The organism is Tenacibaculum jejuense (assembly GCF_900198195.1).
GTDB classification, from domain to species: domain Bacteria; phylum Bacteroidota; class Bacteroidia; order Flavobacteriales; family Flavobacteriaceae; genus Polaribacter; species Polaribacter jejuensis.
Genome location: NZ_LT899436.1, coordinates 1,365,407 through 1,381,631 on the forward strand (window position 1 = coordinate 1,365,407; position 16,225 = coordinate 1,381,631).

Genomic DNA, 16,225 nt, shown 5'->3' on the forward strand with positions numbered 1-16,225 from the left:
TTATGAAAAAAGTTATTTTATTCTATACATTGTTTATAAGCATAATAGCTTTAGGACAACGCAAGTATGCAGCAGACCGTTATTTTAATGAGTTTGCTTACAAAAAATCAGCTGAGTTATATAAAACTATATACGATAAAGGTGATGATTCTCAATTAGTCATAAGTAGATTAGGAGATTCATATTATTACAATACAGAATCTGAAAAAGCCGAAAAATGGTATTCATTGTTAATGGATAAATATGCAAACGAAGTTACACCAGAATATTTATTTAGATATGCTCAAACACTAAAGAGTAATGGGAAAATAAAAGAATCTGATCGTTGGTTAGAAAAACTTAAAGAAGTCAATAAAGACGATTCAAGAGCACTTGAGTTAGAGAAAAATAGAAATTATTTTGTGGAATATTCCAACAGAAAAAAAACGTTTGTTAATGTAAAAAACCTATCAACAAATACTAAATATTCAGATTTCGGAGGATTTATATATGGAGATAAACTATACTTTGCTTCAACAAAACCAGAAGGTACTAAATATGATAAAAAAATTTATAAATGGAACGATCAACCTTTTTTGAATATATATACTGCCGATGAAGAAATAGGAAATGTAGAACAGGGTTTACAGGTTTCAAATGCTACTCGATTTTCTGATGTAAATACAAGATATCATGAATCCAATGCAATATTGACTAGCGACGGAAATACATTATATTTTACTAGAGATAATTACGATGGAGACAAATTAAGAGGAGACGACGATAAAGTTACCCATTTAAAAATTTATAAAGCAGAAAATATAGATGGCGAATGGAAAAACCTTGAAGAATTGCCATTTAATAGTGATTTATATTCCTGTGGACATCCAGCTTTAAGTCCAGATGGTAAAACTTTATATTTCGTTTCAGATATGCCCGGTGGTTACGGAGCAACAGATATTTATTCAGTTAAGATTAGAAATGATGGAACCTATGGAAGTCCAGTAAATTTAGGAAGACCAATTAATACAGAAAGTAGAGAAATGTTTCCTTATGTCGACAATGAAAACACCATATATTTTGCTTCAGATGGTCATTTAGGTTTAGGAGCTTTAGATGTTTTCGAATCAAAAATTTCAGATAATAAGTTTACAGCTCCAGTAAATTTAGGTTCCCCAGTAAATAGTCCTTTAGATGATTTTAGTTTTGTTATAAGTGAAGATAAATCATACGGTTATTTTTCATCAAATAGAACAGGAGGAAAAGGTGATGATGATATTTATAGTTTTGTAATTTACAGATGTAAAGAAGACATTACAGGTGTTGTTACCGACTCAAGAACAGGAGTGCCTATATCAGGAGCTACAGTTCGTTTAATAAATGAAAAAGGAGAGCCAATTAGCAAACAAGTTACTATAGCCGATGGTCGATATACTTTTAAAGACATAGCTTGTGAAAATAACTATACAGTAACTGCTTCAAAAGACGACTACAGAAACGATAAAAAAGATACAGCTACAGAAGATATTGATAAAAAAACAATTCAGGCAGATTTAGTTTTAGAATCATTAATCGTAGAAACGCCGAAAGAGCAGCCACAAATAGTAATCAATCCTATTTACTTTGATTTTGATTTATATAACATCAGAGAAGATGCCGAGTACGAGTTAGAACATATTGTAACCGTAATGAAAAACCATCCAGATATGGTGATCAAAATAGAATCTCATACCGATAGTAGAGGAACCAAAGCTTACAACAGAACTTTATCTACCAACAGAGCAAAGTCCACAAGAGCTTATTTAATATCACGAGGAATTGCATCTAATAGAATAGAAAGTGCTATAGGATATGGAGAAGATCAATTATTAAATCACTGTAATGACGCCAATCAAAAACGTTGTTCTAAAGAAGAACATCAACGAAATAGAAGATCGTACTTTTATATAGTTAGTGGAGGAAAAAATGTCACCTCGAGTAACCAATAAATAGATACATGTTTGATAACTTGAAAAAGCACTTCGTTTAGGAGTGCTTTTTTTATTAGCTATATTTACGTTAAAAATCAATTCAATTTATAATAATGAGATTAAATTATAGTAAATCAACTTTAGTAGTTGCTTCTCTATTTCTTTTCGGATCGTGTAAAACCAACGAAGAAAAAGAAATAGTTTTCTCCCAAGAAGCCATTCAGAAAGAATCAAAAAAAGTAAATGACTTCTTTCAAAAGCAATTTACAGCGAATCAAGATCGTCATCCAATGTATCAAACGTATTTAGGATCGAGTAAAGATGCAGATAAGTGGGATGATATTTCAGAAGAATTTCAAGACAAGGAATTAGAATTTACAAAACAAGCTTTACAATGGATTACTGATTCTGTAAACGTAAAAGCTTTAGATGAGCCGACGAAGTTGAGCTACGATCTTTTTAAACAAAGTTTAGAGGAAACAATTGAAGATGATAAATATAGATTATACACGTATCCTGTAAACCAAATGCATGGTTCTCAAGCAGAAATTCCAGCATTTTTAATCAATATGCATCAAATTAGATCGAAGAAAGATGCAGAAAACTATATCAGTAGATTAAGAGGAATAGAACCAATGTTTGCTGAATTAGTTAAAGGATTAAAGAAAAGACAAGAAGCAGGAATTATGATTCCTAAGTTTGTTTTTGCTCGTGTTTTAGATGATTCAAAAAACTTAATCAAAGGTCAGCCTTTCGATACTTCTAAAGAGAAGAGTACTTTATTAAACGATTTTGAAAATAAAGTTTCTAAATTAAAAATTGATCCAGCAGAAAAATCAACTTTAATTACAGATGCAAAAAAAGCATTAAAAGAGAATGTTTTTGCCGGATACATGAATTTAATCAAAACATTAGAAGCACAAGAAAAGGTTGCAAGTACAGAAGATGGCGTTTGGAAGTTTCCTAACGGAGCTGCTTTTTATAACAATGCACTAAAAAGAACAACAACAACAAATTTAACAGCAGATGAAATTCATGAAATCGGATTAAAAGAGGTTGCTAGAATTCATAATGAAATGAATATTATTAAAGAAAAAGTTGGTTTTAAAGGAAGTTTACAAGACTTTTTCAAATTCATGAAAACAGATCAACAGTTTTACTTTGCAGATAGCGATAAAGGTAGAAAAGAATATATGGATAAAGCTGAGTTTATCATCGATAGCATGAAAACTCGTTTAGATGAATTATTTATTACAAAACCAAAAGCTGATTTACAGGTAAAAGCTGTAGAAGCATTTAGAGAAAAATCTGCAGGAAAAGCATTTTATCAGCAACCTGCTTTAGATGGTTCTCGACCAGGAACATATTATGCAAATATGTACGATATGGCAAGTATGCCTTCTTATCAAATGGAAGCATTAGCATATCATGAAGGAATTCCAGGACATCATATGCAAATCGCTATCGCTCAAGAATTAAAAGATATTCCAATGTTTAGAAAATTAGGTCGTTATACAGCTTATGTTGAAGGTTGGGGATTATACTCTGAGTTTATTCCTAAGGAAATGGGATTCTATTCAGATCCATATTCAGATTTTGGTCGTTTAGCAATGGAATTATGGAGAGCTTGTCGTTTAGTGGTAGATACGGGAATTCATGCTAAAAAATGGACTCGTGAAGAAGGAATCAAATATTATACAGATAATACACCAAATGCAGAATCAGACGCTATTAAAATGGTAGAACGTCATATTGTGATGCCAAGTCAAGCTACAGCATATAAAATTGGAATGATAAAAATTATAGAATTGCGTGAAAAAGCAAAAAAGGCTTTAGGCGATAAATTTGATATTAGAAAATTCCATGATGTAGTATTAACCAACGGTCCATTACCATTAAATGTTTTAGAAAACTTAGTAGATAATTATATTTCTTCAGAAAAGTAATTTATACTATTTATAAAATTAAAATCCGTCGACTTAATTCGATGGATTTTTTTGTAATCTTTTCTGAGATTTTAAGACTATAATACCATAAGATAAATCTAAATAATATGAGTTTAACAGAAGCTTTAGAAGCACGAGTAGCTTTAGGAAGAAAGAAAATACCAACCTCTATTTTAGAGGTGATGGATAAAACAACCAACGATTTAATTACACAAGAAATATCAGCCCAAGCATTTAAAGTTGGAGATACTTTTCCTTCTTTTGAATTGCCTAACGTAAAGTCTCAAGAAGTTAGTCTAAATACCGTAAAAGGAGAGAAGGCTACAGTGATTTCTTTTTATAGAGGCGGTTGGTGTCCGTATTGTAATTTAGAGTTACAAGCACTTCAACAAGCATTACCAGAGTTTAAAAATTTAGGAGCAAATTTAGTAGCAATTTCTCCTGAAACACCAGATAGTTCTTTAACTACAGAAGAGAAGAACGAACTAACTTTTGAAGTGTTAAGCGATATAGATAATAAATTAGGAAAAGAGCTTGGATTAGTTTTTAAACTAGATGAAGAATTAGAAAATATCTATAGTAACGAATTTAAAATCGATTTAGAAAAGCATAATCAAAATACAACTGGAGAGTTACCTATGGCAGCTACTTATGTAATAGATAATGATCATGTAATCCAATATGCTTTTGTAAAAGAAGATTACACAAAAAGAGCTGAGATTTCTGAAATAAGAAAAGCTTTAGAAAATATTTAAGAATAAGCTACAATAAAAAAATCCCACAAATCTGTGGGATTTTTTTTGTTTTAATTTTAGTTTTCTTCTGCGTCCATTTCTGTCAGAATAGAGATTAATGAATCTTTTACATATTCAGGAATATTCGGTTGATTTACTTTGTAAATCATAAAGGTTTTAACTAAAGGATGATGTTTCCCATTTACACCTAACGACCAAAAACTTGCCGATCCAATGGCGAAAGCAATAGCTTCTTCTTGTGGTAAATCTTTTAAATTTTCAGGATCTTTTCCTTCAGTAAGCGCTAATGCATCAATAATTTTTTCAATATTTTCATATTTACCATTGGCGAAGAATAAACTCCAAAGCATATCTAATCCTCTTGGATGTGATACAGTTTCTTCTAACAATAAAGGATTGTAAAAACCTTCTTCACGAATTTCATGAAGTATCTTTAATTCTTGATCAGAGAAGTTTTCTAGGTCTACATTTTTATAATTTGATCTTGCCAGTAAAATATTTAATCCGTTTCGATGTAGTTGGGGTAAATTTTCATCAGCTAAAAGTCTATTAATATCATCAGCAAGAAATAAAGAATTATTTAAAGCTTCTACATAAAACAGAATACTTGCATCATTGTTAATTCCGATTTCATCTAAAGATTTAAAATAGGCGTGAAGCAACTCATTCGGTTTCGGATCTAAATAATAGTTCTGTCTCCATGTTTCTAATTCATCTTTTAATTCTAGAGGTTTATTTGGAAAATCTTTACGAAGTGTAACAGTGTTTTCAATAACTTCTACATCTTCTTCTGTTTGTGTATCGTTTACTTTTACAATTACTTTATATTCACCTTCAGGATAAGTAGAATTAAATGTAAAAACAGGAAGCTTAGGCAAAAGAATTAAACCGATAAACTTCTCTAAATTGGCTTCTAACGTAATATTAAAGTCACTAGGTAAAGTAGTTTTTCCATCAGTACTTTCAACATCACAGGTAATATTAACTCGAATTTTATTGTCTACTATTTTATACTTTCCAAGTACTATAATAATTTGGAAGTTTTGATTTGGATATATTTCTGAAACTGTTGAAAAACGAGGTGTAGCTATTCCTCTTGTTTTTTCCCATTGATCTTCTATGTTGATATCTAAACTAGGTAAAACAATGGCTGTTGGTAATTGATTCTGATCCATAATATTTTTAGTTAAGCTTAATTTTTTAGAAAGTTTTTCTGAAAAATTAGATAGCAATTATATGTTTTTAGTTCTCTAAAATTAAAAAATCCTGCTGATTAGCAGGATTTATATTTTAGTTTTTAATTTCTTTTTTAAGTTTTACTTCTTCATTTAAAGGAGGAAGTCTTTTACGTAAAAATAAAATCTGACCTAAATGACTAGACTGATGTTCCATTACATGAAACCAAGAATATTGATTAGATATACTGTTTCCTGCATTTACTTGCTTAAACCATTTATCATCTCTTTTACGTAATTCTTCAATAGTTTTAGCTCTAACTTTATCAAATAGATCTAAATAATAACTCATAGGTTTATCTTTAAACATTTCTCTAGCTTTATCACCTAAATCTAAACCAACTTTCCACATTTCCGGATTTTCTTCATCAAAAGTAGAAGAACCAAAAGTATATTTTTGATAGTATACTTCTGCAGCTGCTAAATGCATAACTAAAGCACCAAAACGGTTTGCTTTATCGTCATGTAAATGATCCACATGTTCTTGAGGTAAATTTTTAACAATACTTTCAAGTCTACCTTTCAAATCTTCTAACATAGCAATCATGTTATCGATTTGAGGGTTTTCTGCATTCTCTTTTCCTATTTTACCTAATTCGTATTCTGAAACTTTTATTCCAGATCCAGTAATTAATAAAGATTGTTTTCCAGATACAGCATCATTACTTCCTTCTAGTGTAAATTCTTTTACTCTAACTGTAGTTTTATTTCTTGTAGATTCGAACCAATTTTTAACGGTATTATCTTTAATAGTATCTTCAAAATCACTGTTTAGGAAAGGCATTTCTTGAAATTTTCCGTTTTTATCTTCAATAAAAAGTTTGATATTATCAAAGTAAAATTTACCGTTGTTTAAACATAATCCTCCAAAATTTAATGTTTTAGAATTTTTATTAATAACACCTTCGATAGTATATTCTTTCCAAGTATTAGTTTTTACTGGTCGATTTCTCATATTGTCGAAAAAGCCAGGTTCGTCGTTTTTAGTATCAACTCTAGCCCACAGGCCAGACCAAGCAGATTTGTCTTTTGGTTCAGTTTTTAAATGTCCAACTAATTTGAATTTTTTTTCAGTATTAGAAGTAATTTCAATGCTTTGACCAAAAGAAGTCCAATCTCTAGAGATTGCTTTTTTTGATTGTGCAAATAAAATGTTGGTAAATAACAATACTGAAATGTATAAAAGTGTATACCTTTTCATAGTTTATATAGTTTTAAATGGTTTTTTGGAAGGCACAAAAATAAAAAAAAGTTCAATATTTAATAATATTGAACTTTTTTAAGAGACTTTTTAAGTCTTATTTTATTTTTTCTGAGTTTCATTTTCAGATTTTTTAATATCATCAATGAATTTTTGCAATCGTTTACCGTAATCAGATTTTTTTACGTTACCAGTTAAACTATTATTAATGGTATCTAGTAAATAAATGTTAGCGTCAAAAAGTTCTGAAAGAGCAATGTAAGGAGCTGCTTCAGAATCTGCATTAGACACAGCAAAATTTGTAGTATATAAAAAACGTCTACGAACCATTTTCTTATAAGCCTTTTCTAAACTATCTATAACTACAGAATCTTTTTTTGCTCTAGCTTCAATATCTTTTGCAATAAAATCTAGGCGTCTCATTTTAAATTGATGATTAATCTTATTAAATTCATCCATTACTTTTTGATTTTCTGATCCTGTTATAGAAGGTTTAAAACCAAATTTTTCAATCTCATCATTAATAATAATTTCACCTTTTTCACCAAAGAACATTAATTTTTTAGGTTCATTATCACCACTTTTAAAGGTCAAATAATACATTACTGGAGAGTCTACATTGTCTGATAGTTCAAATTTATTGTCTCCAAATAATTGTATAGAATCAGCAGAAACTAAAACCGTATCAATCATTTTTTGTAAGTATAAGGTACCTTTTTTTATACCTTTTATTTCACCTTTCACTACCATGTTTCCTTTCTTCTTGCTACTACAAGAAAAAGCTATTAGAGAAACAATACAAGCTATGATAATTTTTTTCATTGGATCGTTATTTTCGAATGCAAATATGCTAAAAAAAACCGTATTAACTTACCCATTTCATTAGTAATGCACATGCAAATGCACCATAAGTTCCGAGTGCATATCCTAAAACAGCTAATAAAACACCAACTGGAGCCAAAGAAGGATGAAAGGCTCCTGCAACTACTGGCGCACTTGCAGCTCCACCAATATTAGCTTTAGAGCCTACAGCTAAAAAGAAATAAGGAGCTTTAATTAATTTGGCCACTACGAATAATAATCCTACATGAATAATCATCCACACAAAACCTAAAGCAAATAAGCCTAAGTTATCTATAATAGCATTGATATTCATTTTCATTCCTATAGTGGCTACAAGAATGTAGATAAATACACTTCCAATTTTACTAGCTCCGGCACCTTCATAATTTTTTGCTTTAGAAAATGATAATAAAACGCCAAAACTAGTCGCTAGAATGATCAACCAGAAGAAAGAACTTCCTAATCCAAAATTAACTAAAGAAGGTATGTTTTCTTTAATAAATTGACTAAGATTATCGCCAAAAAAATGACTTAGAGAAGTAAAACCAAATCCAATTCCTAATAATATGATTAATTCATTAAAAGTTGGAATTCTTGAAGTCTCTAAAGTAAACTTCTCCATTTTTTGTTTTAAAATTTCTATAGATGAATTGTCAGCTTTAAAAAATGAATCTATTTTTTTTGATTTAGCAATTCCTATCAGTAAAAAAGCCATCCAAACTTCAGCAACTAAAACGTCTACAACAACCATAATACTAAATAAATTATCGCTAACATTCCATTGTTCTTTCATGGCTAATTGATTAGCACCACCACCAATCCAACTACCAGCAACAGTAGACAAACCTCTCCATAATTCTGTTCCTTCAATATTTGTAATTAAATCAGGGTAAACGAATTTAAAGAATAAAATAGCTAATGGTCCTCCAATGATAACTCCTATAGTAGCTGTTAAGAACATAATTAAAGCTTTAGGTCCTAGTTTAATTATTCCTTTTAAATCTATACTTAGCGTTAAAAATATTAGAGAAGCTGGAAGTAAAAATCTTGAAGCGATATAATACAATTTACTACCACCCATAAATTTTTGATATTCAGATTGATCAATGTTGTTATCTGCAATAAAAACTTTTAAGCTTTCAAGAGAATTTACATTGTTTAAGTTATAAGTACTACTTAAATGATCGATAGTGGCTTGCACATCTATCCATTTATCGGCTATTAAACCTAAAGAAGTAAGAATAGAAGGTAAAAAGTAACACAAAAGTAGGGTAGGAACTACTTGATAAAACTTTTTGAATGATTTTAATTCAGATGAAAAAAATATAACAGCAAGTGTTATCATTAGCATTCCGAATATAACTGTATCATTATGGAATACAGGAATGTCATTATTAATTTCAGAAATTTTCATTTTTTAAATTTAAAAGGATTAATTTTTTTCTTTCTTTCTGTGATCTGTACTTATAGCAATTCCTATTTGAATTCTATCAAAATTCTGACTAGCATCTGTATTAATGCTCATATAGCCTAATTGTAATTTCACAACTTTAGATAATTGATATTTCACTCCAGCACCTAACCAGTTTTGATTGTATGATTGTCCTGTAAAATCAAAGAAAACCTCATCATATAAATACGTAGACCATTTATTGCTCAATGGGTAACTTAAACCTAATTGATATCGAATGAAATGTCCAGTTTGAGATCTGAAAAATCGCTGTTCAGCACGTAAACGATGTGCAAATTTTAAAGCCCCTATTTTATGATTTGCTAATAAATCTTCATAAATCCTATGATCCCCAAAAGTTCCTTCGTCTACTTCGTAAGATGTGTCTGTATTTAAATATGCATATCCTAAAGTAGCACCAAATGTTTTATTTATTTTATAATTTGCCCCAAAACGGCCAATAAACTGTTGCATATCTTCACCAAATTCAAAAAAGCGAAAATGCGCCATAGATTTAATACTAAATTTTTCAGATACTCGATGCGAACCATTATACATATACCAAACTCCTAATTCTTCTACAGGATTAGGCAATGTTGTTTGTGCGTTTATATTCACGCCCCAAATTACAATGGCTATTAGAATATATTTTTTCATATAAATTTACAGGTTGTTTGTTTAGAATAAAGTGATAAAAATACAGTTTTTAATATTGTTGATTTTTATCAAGTTTTTTTGAATAAAAAAATCCGTCTATTCAAAGAATAAACGGATTTTAAAAGTATGTGATTTACTTAATTAATAGAGAAAATTTTAGTTTCCTTAAAAGGAGAAATAGTAATTTTTTCTACTTCATTTTTATAAGTAGGCCATTCCTTGTTAAAGAATGTATTGGTTTTAGTTAAAACTTTATTTAATGATGTTTTAAACTGTTCGATTAACCTTTTTTCAGTTGCAGTTTGTTTACCAAATCTGCTGCTAGAATACCAGTTAGCTGTTCCTAAACGTTGAACTACATTTACTTCTGGGCTTCTAATAATTCCTTGACGTTTATCAACTTTTCCTAAGAATGTATTTAATAAAGTATCAATCTTTTTGATAATCTCTTTTGAAGATTTTATTTGAGCTTCGTACTTCTTTTTATCTTTAGTAGACAGCTCTTTTTGATAATCTTCTGCTATTTTTTTACTTTCTACCAGTTGTTTTACGGCATCAGCTATAACTTTTTGATGTTTTTGAAGTGTTTTAGAAGTGTTGTATTTTTCATCAATTGCAGCTTGAGATATTTCTAATCTCGGATCGTATTTTACAGTGATATTTGTTTCTGCAGTTTGATCACCAAACGTTGCTTTAATTTTATAAGTTCCAGGTTTAACAGGAACTCCACTTGGTTCAGATTTAGATTTTCTAATTCTTCTTGAAGGACGAGCCACACCTTTTTCATTCATAAACCAAGTTTGAGTATGAATTCCATTTTCTTTTGGTGCTTTTCTTTTTAAAGTTCTTATTAAACGAGTTCCATCATAAATTTCAAACTTAATAGAGTCCCATTTAATTTTCTTTTTGTCTTCGTCTTTTTTCTTAAGATCTTCTTTAGATTTCTTTACTGGTTTTTTAGCCATTTTAGGCTTGTTCATATAGAACTTGATTCGAGCTCCAAAAGGTCTGTTTTCACCATTGTATAAAGCATCTGCACCAAAACGACTTCCTGTTGGTTGTTGGTAACTCGCTTGATATGCAGTTGGTGGCGTAAATACATCGAATTTTTTAGTTAAGATATTTTTATTTGAAGCAATAGCACGTAAAGGACGAATATCATCTAATACCCAAGCAGCTCTACCAAAAGTACCAATCACCAAATCGTGTTCTCTTGGATGAATCACTAAATCTTTTACAGAAACAGTAGGGAATCCCGCCGTCCATTTTGTCCATTTTTTACCAGCATCTACAGAAACATATAATCCATCGTCTGTACCTAAGAATAATAAGTTAGATTCTACAGGATCTTCAACAATACTTAACGTGTAACTTTTTACATCATTTTCATCAACAATGCGTTCCCAAGTCTTTCCATAGTTTTTAGTTCTATACGCATAAGGAGTATAGTTAAAACGACGATAATCGTTCGCAATTAATAAAGCTTCTCCTTTATTTTTGTTTGAAGCTTTAATTTGAACAATCCAACTATTTGCTGGTAAACCTTTAATGTTTTTAGAAACATCTGTCCAAGTTGAACCACCGTTTTGAGTTACGTGAACTCGTCCATCATCTGTAGCAGCCCAAAGCATGTTTTTTTCAACAGGAGAAGGCTCAATAACTAAAACAGTACAGTGATTTTCAGCACCAGTAGCATCAATTGTTAATCCACCACTTTCGTGTTGTTTTTGTTTACTTTTATCATTAGTAGTTAAATCTGGAGAAATTACTTCCCAAGTTAAACCTTTATCTGTTGATTTATGTACAAATTGACTTCCGAAGTAAATAGTTGAATTATCAAAAGGATCTATGTTAATTGCTGAATTCCAGTTGAAACGTAATTTTACTTCTGGGTCAGGATGTGTTGGTTTTACAGTATAATTGTTTCCAGTTTTGTAATCGTAACGAGAAACAAAACCTTGCTGACTCATCGACCATCCGTAACGAGAATCGTCTCTATCTGGAACTACATCAAAACCGTCTCCAAAACTAATTTCTTGCCAGTATGAATTACGAATTCCTTGAGCTTTCCATACATAAGCTGGTCCTCTCCAAGAACCGTTGTCTTGCATTCCTCCATAAACATTATACGGATATTCATTATCTACATTTATATGGTAAAATTGTGCTACTGGTAAGTTTCCTATAAAACGCCAAGTTTTACCACCATCACGGGTAATATTTAAACCACCATCATTTCCATCGATCATGAATTTTCCATTCTCTGGATGAATCCACCAAGCGTGGTGATCTGGGTGTACGCCATTATTTGCTCCATATGCAGGCATTAATTGCTTGAAACTTTTTCCTCCATCTTGAGAAACATTTACATAAGTGAAAATTGAATATAACCTGTTTTCATTCTGAGGATCAGCATAAATTTCTGAATAATAGAAAGGACGGTTACCAATTCCTGGTTTATGATTTATTTTTTTCCATTTAAATCCACCATCTTCACTTTTATATAAAGCATTCTTTTTAGATTCTACTAAAGCGTAAATTGTATTTGGATTACTTCTAGAAATAGCAACACCAATTCTTCCTAAGTCTCCTTTAGGAAAACCTTCTTTATCAGTTACTTTTTTCCAGTTTTCTCCACCATCATAAGTAATGTATAATCCACTTCCTTTTCCTCCAGATTTAAAAAACCAAGGATCACGCTTGTGTTCCCACATCGCAGCAATTAATTTGTTAGGGTTTGAAGGATCCATAACTAAATCAGCAGCACCAGTTTTATTGTTACTGTATAAAACTTTTTTCCAAGTTTTACCTCCGTCTACAGTTTTAAAAACTCCTCTTTCAGGATGTTCTCCCCAAGGAGATCCAATAGCAGCAGCATAAACAATATCAGGATTTGTAGGATCGATAATTACTCTGTGAATATGACGAGTTTTTTCTAACCCCATAGATTTCCAAGTTTTACCACCGTCTAAAGACTTGTAAATTCCATATCCGCCATTTAAACTGTTTCTTGGATTTCCTTCTCCTGTTCCAACCCAAATTACACTTGGATTTGATTGTTGAATAGCTACAGCACCAATAGATGCAGTAACTTCTTTTTCAAAAATAGGTTCCCATTTAATTCCACCAGAAGTAGATTTCCATAAACCACCAGAGGCAGTTCCTACGTACATAACATCTGGGTTTTTATGTACGACATCAATAGATGTAACTCTTCCACTCATTCCACCAGGACCAATATTTCTTGGCTTCATATTTTTTAAAACATCCATAGAAAGTTCCTGTGCGGTAACAAAACATGAGATGAATAAAAGTAGAGGTATAATAATTTTTTTCATCGAAAAATGAATTAGTTGATTAAGAAAGCTAAAAATACAGCTTAATGATTTGTAATTTCTTAAAAAACTGTTAATGACTTTGTTTAGTTTTGTATGGCTAAAAAGGAAAATTATTTTTGACATAAATCAGATAAACTATGAAACACTCTAAATTTTTAATATTGCTATGTATATTTTTTTATAGTCTCATTGCTAAAGCTGAAAATTCCTCAGATTCTTTGAACATAAAAATTAAGTTTTATCAAAAAATAAAGCTTTCAGATGGAACCAAATTATCATCTAACATTTATCTTCCTGAAGATTATACCAATCAAAAAAAGTATCCAACAATTCTTGTAATTACACCTTATGTTTCAGATGAAAATCATGAAAGAGGTTTGTTTTTTTCTCGTAATGGTTATGTATTTATTACAGTAGATTGTAGAGGTAGAGGTAATTCTGAAGGTAAATTTATTCCTTTTCAAGATGATGCTAAAGATGGGGCAGAAGTAGTTAATTGGATTGGTGAGCAACCATGGAGTAACGGAAAAGTTGGAATGATGGGAGGTTCTTACAGAGGAATGAATCAATGGTTCGTATTAAAAGAATTTCCAAAGTATTTAAAAACAATTATTCCTACTGCTTCAGTTGGACCAGGTTTAGATTTTCCGAAATACAATAATATTTTCTATCCATATGTAATGCGTTGGTTAATGTTAACGAGTGAAAAAACTATCAATCAGAAATTATTTGGAGCTGATTTTTGGACACAAAAACAGGAAGAATTATATAAGAAAAATGCAAAGTTTAATAGTTATGATGATATAGTTGGATATCCGAAAGAAGTTTTTCAAAACTGGATTTCCCATCCTAGTCATGATGAATTTTGGCAGCAATATTATTTTAAACCAGAAGAATCTAAGCAAATAAATATTCCAATTTTAAGTATTACAGGTCATTTTGATTCTGATCAACCTGGCGCAATGAAATATTACACAGACCATATGAAAGATGGAAACAATCAAGCCAGATTAAATCATTATTTAATTGTCGGTCCTTGGAGTCATGGAGGAACTAGAAGGCCTGCAAAAGAGTTGGGAGGTTTTCAGTTTAAAGAAAATGCTGTTTTAAATATGAATGCTTTACATTTAAATTGGTTTGATTGGACGTTAAAGAAAGGAAAGAAACCTGAGTTTTTAAAAGATAGAGTAGCGTATTATACCATGGGTACAAACGTTTGGAATTATACTTCTGATTTTAAAAACATAGCGAACGCGAAGAAAGAATTTTATTTAAGTTCTACAAATACAGATGCTAAAAGTATATTTAACTCTGGTAAATTGATAGAATCACCTGAGGATTCAGATAAAAATCCAGACGAAATTGTTTATAATCCTCTAGCGAATAATGGGATTGATAATCCAAGTTATACTAGTGATAACAAAGATTTTTATAAAGATCAGAGTTATGTGAATGATAAAGAAGTTTTGATTTACCATTCTGCACCTTTAAAAGAAGATTTAAACATTAATGGAAAAATTGCTTTTGAAGCTTATATTGAATTGGATGTAGATGATACAGATTTTGAAGTTTCAGTATATGAAATTACTAAAGATAATGAATCGATTTTTTTACAAACCGATCAACTAAGAGCACGTTATAGAAATGGACTAAAAAAAGTTGATTTTCCTAAAAGAAATACAATTAATAAATATCTGTTTGAAGGAGAAAACATGTTTAGTAGAGTTGTGAAAAAAGGAAGTAGGTTGCGTTTGATTTTTTCAACTATTGATAATCCGAATGTTCAAAAGAATTTTAATTACAAAGAAGATCCAGCATCACAAATAGCACAAAAAGCTAAAACAGCAATAATTAAGTTATTTCATAACAAGAAGTATCCCAGTAAAATTATAGTACCAATAAAAAAATAAAAAAAGAGGAGTAATTTTACTCCTCTTCTTTTTTCTTAGGTTCTCTTTTTGCTTCTTTTAAGGCTTTCATAAGCATCCATTCTATTTGTCCGTTTGTAGAACGAAACTCATCTGCAGCCCATTTTTCAACAGCCTTAAGCATGTCTTCATTTATTCGTAACGCAAATGCTTTCTTTTTAGCCATAAGAATTTTAAATTATTAATTTTTCAACAATTTTATATAAGTACAAAAGACCAAAAAATTGTAATGAAATACAATAGTAAAAGTAATAATAAGCGTATCATATCTCTTGATTGTTATAATGATTAATTGTTGTGTTAACTTGCTCTTGCAATTGTGTACCTATTAAAATACGTTTTCCGTTTTTTAATTCGATTTGAATTCCAATATCACCTGATACATTATAAGCTGTTCCGTTTTTTTTCTTCCAGAATAAACCACCTTTCATTCCCCATCCTCCATATTCAGTAATTGCATCATATTTTCGGATGTGAATTTTTTCAATATCGTTCCAATGAATAGTTTGATTTTTAAAATGAAAAGGAATAAATCGATAATGAATTCCATGTTCATCAATTCGAGTTTTTAATTTAAAAAAGAGTATTGCACCTGTAGGAATAATAATTAAGCACATAGCAATAATAAAATCAATTAATTCCATTTTTTCTTCAGCGTATGCCTTAGAAAGAATGATAATAGGCACAATAAGACCAATTACTAAAAGTGCAATTAGCCATTGTTGTGTAAAACGTTGCTCTTCTTTAAATATCCTCATAACTATCTGTTTTTATCTCTTTCTAAGACTATATGAATCCAACTTTCAGCGATATGTTTAACAACCCAACCTTCTCGTGCGTATTGATTCAACAAATCTTCCATTTTTTGATATCTATTATGTAATCCCAGTTTTGGTTTAACAACTTTATATTCTTTCATAATT

The 16,225-nt window shown here is 30.3% G+C and carries 13 protein-coding genes; 4 read left to right on the forward strand and 9 right to left on the reverse strand.

Features of this window, described 5'->3' with window-relative positions; translation table 11 throughout:
* Nucleotides 1-2 precede the first annotated feature (2 nt).
* From AQ1685_RS06240 to AQ1685_RS06250, 3 genes are all read left to right on the forward strand, one after another.
* Nucleotides 3-1,967, forward strand: coding sequence for an OmpA family protein (locus tag AQ1685_RS06240; RefSeq protein WP_095075014.1), 1,965 nt, complete (start codon nucleotides 3-5; stop codon nucleotides 1,965-1,967).
* Nucleotides 1,968-2,062: 95 nt separating this feature from the next.
* A complete protein-coding gene (locus tag AQ1685_RS06245; protein ID WP_095070414.1) occupies nucleotides 2,063-3,895 on the forward strand; it encodes a DUF885 domain-containing protein in 1,833 nt (610 codons plus the stop codon).
* Between the two features lie 107 nt (nucleotides 3,896-4,002).
* The gene (locus AQ1685_RS06250; RefSeq protein WP_095070416.1) at nucleotides 4,003-4,650 is read left to right on the forward strand and encodes a peroxiredoxin-like family protein; all 648 of its coding nucleotides are present in this window, start codon (nucleotides 4,003-4,005) and stop codon (nucleotides 4,648-4,650) included.
* Nucleotides 4,651-4,706: 56 nt separating this feature from the next.
* On the opposite strand, the gene AQ1685_RS06255 is transcribed toward AQ1685_RS06250, so the two are convergent.
* The 6 genes from AQ1685_RS06255 to AQ1685_RS06280 form a co-directional block, all read right to left on the reverse strand.
* Complete coding sequence (locus tag AQ1685_RS06255; RefSeq protein WP_157730130.1) at nucleotides 4,707-5,825, reverse strand: hypothetical protein; 1,119 nt, start codon at nucleotides 5,823-5,825, stop codon at nucleotides 4,707-4,709.
* 115 nt (nucleotides 5,826-5,940) lie between these two features.
* The gene (locus AQ1685_RS06260) at nucleotides 5,941-7,086 is read right to left on the reverse strand and encodes a DinB family protein (protein WP_095070420.1); all 1,146 of its coding nucleotides are present in this window, start codon (nucleotides 7,084-7,086) and stop codon (nucleotides 5,941-5,943) included.
* Nucleotides 7,087-7,188: 102 nt separating this feature from the next.
* The gene (locus AQ1685_RS06265; protein ID WP_095070422.1) at nucleotides 7,189-7,908 is read right to left on the reverse strand and encodes a DUF4369 domain-containing protein; all 720 of its coding nucleotides are present in this window, start codon (nucleotides 7,906-7,908) and stop codon (nucleotides 7,189-7,191) included.
* Nucleotides 7,909-7,951: 43 nt separating this feature from the next.
* A complete protein-coding gene (locus tag AQ1685_RS06270) occupies nucleotides 7,952-9,343 on the reverse strand; it encodes a DUF819 family protein (RefSeq protein WP_095070424.1) in 1,392 nt (463 codons plus the stop codon).
* Nucleotides 9,344-9,361: 18 nt separating this feature from the next.
* Nucleotides 9,362-10,036: a DUF2490 domain-containing protein gene (locus AQ1685_RS06275; protein WP_095070426.1), complete on the reverse strand. Its 675-nt coding sequence runs from the start codon at nucleotides 10,034-10,036 to the stop codon at nucleotides 9,362-9,364.
* Between the two features lie 137 nt (nucleotides 10,037-10,173).
* A complete protein-coding gene (locus tag AQ1685_RS06280) occupies nucleotides 10,174-13,374 on the reverse strand; it encodes a VPS10 domain-containing protein (protein ID WP_095070428.1) in 3,201 nt (1,066 codons plus the stop codon).
* A gap of 218 nt (nucleotides 13,375-13,592) precedes the next feature.
* Between AQ1685_RS06280 and AQ1685_RS06285 the strand changes: the two genes are divergently transcribed.
* Nucleotides 13,593-15,284 carry a CocE/NonD family hydrolase gene (locus tag AQ1685_RS06285; RefSeq protein WP_157730131.1) on the forward strand — a complete coding sequence of 564 codons (1,692 nt, stop codon included), beginning with the start codon at nucleotides 13,593-13,595 and terminating at the stop codon, nucleotides 15,282-15,284.
* A 16-nt stretch (nucleotides 15,285-15,300) separates the two neighbouring features.
* Here AQ1685_RS06285 and AQ1685_RS06290 read toward each other — a convergent pair whose 3' ends face one another.
* The 3 genes from AQ1685_RS06290 to AQ1685_RS06300 form a co-directional block, all read right to left on the reverse strand.
* On the reverse strand, nucleotides 15,301-15,468 hold the full coding sequence (locus AQ1685_RS06290) for an Arc family DNA binding domain-containing protein (RefSeq protein WP_095070432.1): 168 nt from the start codon (nucleotides 15,466-15,468) through the stop codon (nucleotides 15,301-15,303).
* A 97-nt stretch (nucleotides 15,469-15,565) separates the two neighbouring features.
* Entirely contained in the window at nucleotides 15,566-16,060 is a 495-nt protein-coding gene (locus AQ1685_RS20375; protein WP_173862346.1) for a hypothetical protein, read from the reverse strand.
* A 2-nt stretch (nucleotides 16,061-16,062) separates the two neighbouring features.
* Nucleotides 16,063-16,221, reverse strand: coding sequence for a DUF4177 domain-containing protein (locus tag AQ1685_RS06300; RefSeq protein ID WP_157730132.1), 159 nt, complete (start codon nucleotides 16,219-16,221; stop codon nucleotides 16,063-16,065).
* Nucleotides 16,222-16,225: the final 4 nt, after the last annotated feature.

Bases quoted from the DNA above. Each gene is read 5' to 3' on its own strand.
- AQ1685_RS06240 (WP_095075014.1), top strand. From the start codon at position 3: ATGAAAAAAGTTATTTTATTCTATACATTGTTTATAAGCATAATAGCT.
- AQ1685_RS06245 (WP_095070414.1), top strand. From the start codon at position 2,063: ATGAGATTAAATTATAGTAAATCAACTTTAGTAGTTGCTTCTCTATTT.
- AQ1685_RS06250 (WP_095070416.1), top strand. From the start codon at position 4,003: ATGAGTTTAACAGAAGCTTTAGAAGCACGAGTAGCTTTAGGAAGAAAG.
- AQ1685_RS06255 (WP_157730130.1), bottom strand. From the start codon at position 5,825: ATGGATCAGAATCAATTACCAACAGCCATTGTTTTACCTAGTTTAGAT.
- AQ1685_RS06260 (WP_095070420.1), bottom strand. From the start codon at position 7,086: ATGAAAAGGTATACACTTTTATACATTTCAGTATTGTTATTTACCAAC.
- AQ1685_RS06265 (WP_095070422.1), bottom strand. From the start codon at position 7,908: ATGAAAAAAATTATCATAGCTTGTATTGTTTCTCTAATAGCTTTTTCT.
- AQ1685_RS06270 (WP_095070424.1), bottom strand. From the start codon at position 9,343: ATGAAAATTTCTGAAATTAATAATGACATTCCTGTATTCCATAATGAT.
- AQ1685_RS06275 (WP_095070426.1), bottom strand. From the start codon at position 10,036: ATGAAAAAATATATTCTAATAGCCATTGTAATTTGGGGCGTGAATATA.
- AQ1685_RS06280 (WP_095070428.1), bottom strand. From the start codon at position 13,374: ATGAAAAAAATTATTATACCTCTACTTTTATTCATCTCATGTTTTGTT.
- AQ1685_RS06290 (WP_095070432.1), bottom strand. From the start codon at position 15,468: ATGGCTAAAAAGAAAGCATTTGCGTTACGAATAAATGAAGACATGCTT.
- AQ1685_RS20375 (WP_173862346.1), bottom strand. From the start codon at position 16,060: ATGAGGATATTTAAAGAAGAGCAACGTTTTACACAACAATGGCTAATT.
- AQ1685_RS06300 (WP_157730132.1), bottom strand. From the start codon at position 16,221: ATGAAAGAATATAAAGTTGTTAAACCAAAACTGGGATTACATAATAGA.